Origin of the sequence: Bartonella sp. AP30XZML (assembly GCF_042195945.1) — a bacterium.
Taxonomy (GTDB): domain Bacteria; phylum Pseudomonadota; class Alphaproteobacteria; order Rhizobiales; family Rhizobiaceae; genus Bartonella.
The window spans coordinates 1-4202 of sequence record NZ_JBHIPJ010000042.1 but is presented as its reverse complement, the minus strand read 5'-3'; the positions used below and the strand labels follow the sequence as shown (position 1 = coordinate 4202).

7 protein-coding genes and 1 pseudogene are annotated in these 4202 nt (G+C 35.5%); 3 read left to right on the top strand and 5 right to left on the bottom strand.

The window, feature by feature from the left end:
- From ACFIL2_RS02905 to ACFIL2_RS02885, 5 genes and pseudogenes are all read right to left on the bottom strand, one after another.
- A pseudogene (locus ACFIL2_RS02905) lies at nucleotides 1–204 on the bottom strand (recombinase); the annotation flags it as partial.
- A gap of 146 nt (nucleotides 205–350) precedes the next feature.
- On the bottom strand, nucleotides 351–1091 hold the full coding sequence (locus tag ACFIL2_RS02900; protein ID WP_375681684.1) for an antA/AntB antirepressor family protein: 741 nt from the start codon (nucleotides 1089–1091) through the stop codon (nucleotides 351–353).
- 8 nt (nucleotides 1092–1099) lie between these two features.
- Nucleotides 1100–1492, bottom strand: a complete 393-nt coding sequence (locus ACFIL2_RS02895; protein ID WP_375681683.1) for a Rha family transcriptional regulator — start codon at nucleotides 1490–1492, stop codon at nucleotides 1100–1102.
- A 67-nt stretch (nucleotides 1493–1559) separates the two neighbouring features.
- Nucleotides 1560–1934 (bottom strand): hypothetical protein, encoded by a 375-nt coding sequence (locus tag ACFIL2_RS02890; RefSeq protein ID WP_375681682.1) that lies wholly within the window; start codon nucleotides 1932–1934, stop codon nucleotides 1560–1562.
- 165 nt (nucleotides 1935–2099) lie between these two features.
- A complete protein-coding gene (locus tag ACFIL2_RS02885; RefSeq protein ID WP_375637151.1) occupies nucleotides 2100–2717 on the bottom strand; it encodes a S24 family peptidase in 618 nt (205 codons plus the stop codon).
- A gap of 109 nt (nucleotides 2718–2826) precedes the next feature.
- On the opposite strand from ACFIL2_RS02885, the gene ACFIL2_RS02880 reads away from it, so the two are divergent.
- The 3 genes from ACFIL2_RS02880 to ACFIL2_RS02870 form a co-directional block, all read left to right on the top strand.
- Nucleotides 2827–3078 (top strand): helix-turn-helix transcriptional regulator, encoded by a 252-nt coding sequence (locus ACFIL2_RS02880; RefSeq protein WP_375680151.1) that lies wholly within the window; start codon nucleotides 2827–2829, stop codon nucleotides 3076–3078.
- Nucleotides 3079–3205: 127 nt separating this feature from the next.
- A complete protein-coding gene (locus tag ACFIL2_RS02875; RefSeq protein WP_375680150.1) occupies nucleotides 3206–3529 on the top strand; it encodes a DUF1376 domain-containing protein in 324 nt (107 codons plus the stop codon).
- Nucleotides 3519–4202 (top strand): DUF1376 domain-containing protein (locus ACFIL2_RS02870; RefSeq protein ID WP_375680149.1); only part of this gene is annotated, 684 nt, incomplete at its 3' end. The genes ACFIL2_RS02875 and ACFIL2_RS02870, both read left to right, overlap by 11 nt.

The following is a 4202-nucleotide window of genomic DNA, read 5'->3' as shown; positions in this document are numbered from 1 at the left end:
TTGCATATTCGAAAGATCACTGGCAAATCTTTCGTAGTTTTGTCGTTCTATTTCTTTTTCTCGTAAGGCAATGAGACGCTCAAGACGGTCCATATCGACGTCATTTTCTAAGGCTCTGTTTAAAATGCGTTCCATAGCAGTTTGTTCGACAGCTAAATGATGTGTTTCTTCAATTTCTGTTAGGTTAGTGTTTTGTTCACTCATCTTGATTTCCTCCATCTCGCGCGCAATTCACCCGTGGCGTGAAACACGCATGTGTTTAAAAGTTGGTTTTTCGGTGTTAGAAACGGCTTATAGAGATACTATAAGATTAGTCGTTCGTATTTCTTTTTCATTATTGCATTCCTTAATTAATGCATGCGTTGTCTTTTAAGCTCTTGAGACAGCACACCAATTCCTTTTGCTGTGATTTTTGCGCAAGGAATGACTTTTTCTATTCCATTTGCGGTTTGAAGTGTGATAGTTGGACAATCCATAAGTTTCTTTTGGATTTTGTCTTGATAAGGAAGCAAATTTCCACCTGCTGCACGTCTGTAAACCCAACCTTTTTGCTGTAAGAATTGAATGAATTGTTTTGGTTGCATCTCGAGTATTTTAGCGGCTTCTGTAAGACCGAAGAGTCCGTTGTGACGTTGTAAGCTTTCAAGAGCCATGGCTTTTGGTGTTAAATCTTCAATAAGTGTGTCTTTTTGATCTATTTGCCCTTGTAGGTAAGTCAAAAAACCAATCATCGCTTTTGGACTTGAGTAATCGATTTGTGGTACTGCTACCTGCTTTACACGCTTTTCACATTCAATAAAGTATAAACGAGCTTCTCTACCTTTCTTATTATTCTCAACCATAGAAAGTTCTTTAGCTACACTTAAGGTGAGGTAGTATTCTTTTAATACCACATTTTGACGTTCGCCAATTTTGGCGAGCGTTAAAATATAATCTCTTTCTTCTTTAAAATCATATTTGTTGATACGGTCTTTAATCCAATTAGAAAAATCCCGTTTTACTTCTAAAAACGCATGTAATTCACGTGCATTTACTGTCTGAACAGTTTCCTGATCAATGACCTGTTCTTTAATTTCTATAAGAGTGTTCATATGAACTCCTATGCTGTCTGTTTAATTTTATTTTTAAGATGCATTATGATAGTTGTCATTGTTTCAGGTCTCGAAAAATCGATTTGGGGATTAGCTGCTTGCTCTTCTAATTTTTTCCAATAATCTATGATTTTTGCGCGTAACACAGTGTTATAACCTAAAATGACAATAAGAGATTCACGTTTAGGAAGATGATAACAAGGAAGAGTACGACCTGTTGAATCTTTGTATAATCCAGCAAAATTACTCAGGTCGATTTTAAGTTCGCTAAATAGTTTACGAATATCTTGCATTACATGGCCATGTCTTTTACCGCATAACTCTGCAATTTCAATGCTAGACATGGTTGGAATTGTTTCGTGTTTGTTTGTATTTTGCTGGATAGCAATTAGCTTTTCCATTACGGACCTCATATTGGGTGGGATTGATGGGAAAAAGGGGGCGCTTTTTCAAACGCCCTTAAGAATTTTAAAGCACATCACAAGGACGCAAACGGTGCTGCTGTTCATAGGTACCGTAAAACTCATCATTATATTTTTCTTTTGCTAAATCAGATAAAAGGTCATGGTAAGCAACACTCTCGCTTACAAAGTCATGAACTTTACTCTCCTCATGGAGATGTTCGATATTTTCTTTTACATATGCTTCTGCAATTTCTTCAGAGATATCTTCACAATTATTCTCAGAAGGATTGATGCGAAAGATTTGGATTGCATCATCTGCCTCGTCAATAATTTTTAGAACTTGGCTTGCATCAAGTGGTCCAGACTCTGCAATGTTTTGATCATCATCATAGACAACTAATAAAATTTCATTGGAATTAATAAGAATTGGCTTATCCATAATTTCTCCTCCCTAACACCCCTTGGCGATTGTTTGTGTTAATTTATAATATATTTATATAACTATAATTATAAATTAGCAAGCAAAAAATTATATTTTTTTGTAAAAATTATTATAACATATTGTAAAATAAGAAGAGAAAAGTGCTTTTTAATATAGCGATAATTAGCGATAAGATCGAATCATTTTACTGTAAGAATCCGTTGGCAAGATAGCAAAGATTTCCCCAATCCATACAATTTTAACATTTTTAATGGGGAGTGCATTCCAAGAAAGCAAATCTATCTCACCATTCATTCCTCTGCTAATCTTCTTTATATATCTTTTATTATCATGTGTGAGAATAACGGCTTCTTTGCCAAAGAAGGATTCTATCGTTTTGATTTGGCGCCGTCTTACAATAACCATATCTCCATCTTTATAAGCTGGAAGCATGGAGTCTCCTTTAACTTCAAAAGCAATCATATCATCAGGTAAAGCAAAAGGAATTTCTACTTGTTCAAGACCATCTTCTGGAATTTGTTCAAAGCTTGGATCTATCTGCGTTCCTGCTCCGATATAGCCCATAAGAGGAACAAAAGTTGTTAAGTGATTATCTCCTGTTAGTTCTTTATATAATTCTAAAATAGCATCCCGATTAGAACCGCGCGGATCAGAATCTTTTAACCACTTAGACACTGAAGCTTGCGTTACATTTAGCCGCTTGGCCACATCTTCTTGCGTTAAGTTAAACTCAGTCAAAATCTTTTTTAGTGTGCTTATGATATTAGATTTATTACTCATACTTCTGCTTACCTTATTTTTTTATCGTTGATAAAGATAAATTTCCTTGACTTTATATAACTATAATTATATGAATAAAGTAAGGCAAAGCTGTAATTGGAGCTTGTAAATGGATCAACGAGAAGATTTTAAGAATTTGACTAAGTCAATACGGGGCAAATTTAATTGGACACAATCAGAAATGGCGAAAATGCTTGGTGTAACTCAAGCAGCTGTTTGCAAGTGGGAAAAAAGAGGATCTATCTCCGTAATAAATTATCTAAAGCTGCAAAAGTTGAAGGATAGTTCTAGCTCTAGTTCTGCTTTCATTGCTGCTCATACAGAAAATAACAAACATCAACAGCACCATTCACATTCTTAAACAGGCAAAAATAAAGAGATCAAATTAATAGATTACGCGCCACCATACGCGCACATATAAATAGGCAACAGCCTTAAGGGGGGGATTATGATCACTAATTTATATTTAATGAAAGAAGGGGGCGCGCATGTCTAATGGTATGCCATGGATAAGATTCCATTTGTATGACTGGATAAATGATACAGATAAAATGACATTGGAACAAAGAGGCATTTATATCACGCTTCTTGTTCGCATGTACGATAAAAAAGCACCAATTAAAGAAGATTTTGAAACGCTTGCACGTGTTTGCAATTGTTCACAAAAAAAGTTTGCGACTATTGTCGAATATTTAACGAAGAATAACAAACTTCTCCAAACAGATAAAGGGTTGTGGAATACCCGCGTTGAAAAAGAATTAAAAGAAATCGCATGGCATAAGCACAGGGAGGACAAAGAGAATGTCCAGTAAATTACCTTGGGTACGTAATTTTTATCAAGAGTGGATTATGGACTTTGCTGGCACCGACGCAGCAGAGAAAGCTACTTATAGTACACTCACTGCTCTTATGTATCGAGCCTGTGAACCGATTTATGATGACACTTCTGTATTAGCGCGCGTCGTTGGTTGTTCAGTACGAACCTTTAAAAAATCATTAGAAAAACTTATTCGAAAAAAATTAATTCTTCAATTAGAAAATGGAAATTTATGGAGTGCACAAGTCGAAGAAGAATTAAAAAATTGTAATGAGAATTTAAATAGGCTTTCAGAAAGAGCTATAAAAGCTGCAAATACCAAGAGAAATAAGCAGAAAGATAACTCATCAAGAGAACATGATGAAGTCATGACGACGTCATCACGAGGTCATGATGACATCATGATGAGTTCATCACGACAACACATTAACATAGACAATAACATATATAATAAAAAAACTAAAACTATCGTTTTAGCAAAAAAAGAAATTGGTTCTGAAAGTTTAGAAACAAACGAACAGGTTGACGAGCCAACAGAGGTTTCTGCTGTTGAAACCACATCAGAGCAAATCACAACGGGTGTAGACAACCAACCTCCCATTCACGAGCAAGAGAACGTTCCCAAAAAAGCAAAACGAGCGCAAGCTAATCGCGGTTGTCGATTGCCT

Coding starts and splice junctions, on each gene's coding strand:
- ACFIL2_RS02900 (WP_375681684.1), bottom strand. CDS start 1,091: ATGAACACTCTTATAGAAATTAAAGAACAGGTCATTGATCAGGAAACT.
- ACFIL2_RS02895 (WP_375681683.1), bottom strand. CDS start 1,492: ATGGAAAAGCTAATTGCTATCCAGCAAAATACAAACAAACACGAAACA.
- ACFIL2_RS02890 (WP_375681682.1), bottom strand. CDS start 1,934: ATGGATAAGCCAATTCTTATTAATTCCAATGAAATTTTATTAGTTGTC.
- ACFIL2_RS02885 (WP_375637151.1), bottom strand. CDS start 2,717: ATGAGTAATAAATCTAATATCATAAGCACACTAAAAAAGATTTTGACT.
- ACFIL2_RS02880 (WP_375680151.1), top strand. CDS start 2,827: ATGGATCAACGAGAAGATTTTAAGAATTTGACTAAGTCAATACGGGGC.
- ACFIL2_RS02875 (WP_375680150.1), top strand. CDS start 3,206: ATGTCTAATGGTATGCCATGGATAAGATTCCATTTGTATGACTGGATA.